We start from the raw sequence: 2188 nt of genomic DNA, 5'->3' as shown, positions 1-2188 counted from the left end.
TGAAGAAAAAAAGGTGTTAAGACAAACGCTTTATAGATTATAAAAGATAAAGCATTGCATGTTTCTTTTTAGCGATTCATGGACAATCAATTACTTTATGTTTCATGCAATGCTTGGTTAAATTTACGCACTTTAATCGGAGATGAGCATAACGATTTTAACTAATTTGTTTGCTATTTTAATTCAAAGATTTTCACCCTTTATGGTAGTTTTCGATGACGCTCCTGAGCCTGTCGAAGTGTATAACATCACTCATGGTCGGGACACTCTTTTTGTCAATCTCAAAAAGGAAAACGTTTAAATTAATTAAATACGACCAAAATATTAAATCTATATGAAGTTTTGAAAATTTATTGCTTTATGCTGTAAAACCTATTTGCTTTGCAAAAAAACAGATATGACCATTTTTATCGATATGGATGATGTGCTAGCCTGTACCTACGAAAAGCACATAGAATTATACAATAAAGATTATCAACAACAATTATCCTTGGCAGAGATTGTTTCTGGTGAAGTTTGGCAGAATGTACCAGAACCACACCAAAAAAGTATACGTGAACACGCCAGTCAAATAGGTTTTTTTACGGATTTAGAACCTAAGGAAAATAGTCAGCAAGTGATGGAAGTACTTTGCCAAAAATACAATGTCTACATTGCTACCGCTGCGACCCAGTTTCCGAACTCATTAAAGGAAAAAAGTATATGGCTAGACAAGTATTTTCCATTTATTACTTGGCAACATCGTATTATGTGTGGTCACAAGCACATCTTACATGGCGATTTACTGATTGATGATCGCAGTTATAATCTTAAACATTTTAATGGTGATACCCTTCTTTTTGATTCACCGCACAATCAACACGAAACGGATTATAATAGGGTTTACAATTGGTTAAATATCGCAGAGCGTTTATTATGATTTAATTAAAAGCTTACACAATAAGTACTTTTAACTTTTCCGTTTGTGTTTTAACAGTTACTATAGTCTTGGTAATTGATTTTCAAAAAAATTATAGCCCCTTTGTATTTGAAAATATATTAAAAGTTGTACCTTTATTTCAATCTCCTTACTATAAACAGATATAACTATTATAGACAGATATAAGTTTCTGGTTCAGAACAGAATTTAAGTTTATATGCGTTTTGCTCGTTGTTATACCGGCTCTTAGTAGCATTTATAGACTAATTTTATTGCCATAAATTATGCCTAAAAAAAAGATTATCAATGCACATGCACATGTGTTTACCAGTCAGTTTGTCCCACCATTTCTTGCAAGAACTATTATCATTTGGCCGCTGTTCTATTTCATCAATACGCGTCATATTGTTGCACTGGCAAAAAGGTATTACAGCTGGAAAAACGGATTAAAATTCCCTAAGAAGAATGACGATACGAGCTGGGATAAAATATACGGACGTCGACGTCGAAAACGTTTCTGGTCATTATTTGGCTTTAATTTTAGGAGCTTTAAACTTATTTATTACCCTTACTTAGTTATTGTATTCTGGTTATCGCTCGTAGCAGTGCTTTATACGATTAATATTTTGGCAAGTATATTCGGATTGGATGACAATAGTTTGAATGTAATTAGATGGATTAAAGAAAAGTTATCTACCTATCATCTTTATTACGAGTTAAATATCTGGTTAAAACTCTTATGGATAGCTTTTGTCGTGGTTTTTATTAACTGGAGCCGAAGAGCTATCTGGTTTGTTATAAAGGGCCTCTTCCCTATTTTTAATAAAATTGTAAGTGCTAAAGGCATGGAACTTTTGGAACGTTATCTGCTGATGGGACGATTTGCTATGTATGGATCGCAACAAAAAGTCGCCGAGCGTGCTTTACATCAATTACCACCTGGGTCTGATATGGTTATTCTTCCTATGGATATGGAAGAAATGGGTGCAGGTAAAACAAAATTGAGCGCAAAGACCCTAAAGACCAAGGCTGAAAAAATTAAAGATAAAGGCTGGGCCGAAGATGATTTTAAAGACACTTATAAATACCAAATGCGTGAGCTTTGGGAGTTTGTAGAATCGCGTCGTAATTCAGGTTCTGACGAACAATACCATCCATTTCTGTTTTTAGATCCAAGACGCATAGCAAAAGAAGGAAGCAATTTTTTTGATTATGAAATCGAAGACGGTAGAATGAAACTCAAGCCCTGTTTTGTAAAGACCTACATGG

Annotated in this window: 2 protein-coding genes; both read left to right on the top strand. The window is 34.0% G+C overall.

Annotated features, from left to right (window positions below; genetic code table 11):
• Positions 1-397 precede the first annotated feature (397 nt).
• Positions 398-919 (top strand): 5'(3')-deoxyribonucleotidase, encoded by a 522-nt coding sequence (locus Q0992_RS09090; protein ID WP_299522779.1) that lies wholly within the window; start codon positions 398-400, stop codon positions 917-919.
• A 284-nt stretch (positions 920-1203) separates the two neighbouring features.
• Positions 1204-2188 (top strand): hypothetical protein (locus Q0992_RS09085; RefSeq protein WP_299522777.1); only part of this gene is annotated, 985 nt, incomplete at its 3' end.

It is taken from the genome of Winogradskyella sp. (genome assembly GCF_028289625.1).
In the GTDB taxonomy this organism is placed as follows: Bacteria; Bacteroidota; Bacteroidia; order Flavobacteriales; family Flavobacteriaceae; genus Winogradskyella.
The sequence above is the reverse complement of the archived record's forward strand: the minus strand, read 5'-3'. Positions and strand labels throughout refer to the sequence as shown.

What these genes read in the sequence shown, in the direction of transcription:
- Q0992_RS09090 (WP_299522779.1), top strand. Translation starts at nt 398, where the DNA reads ATGACCATTTTTATCGATATGGATGATGTGCTAGCCTGTACCTACGAA.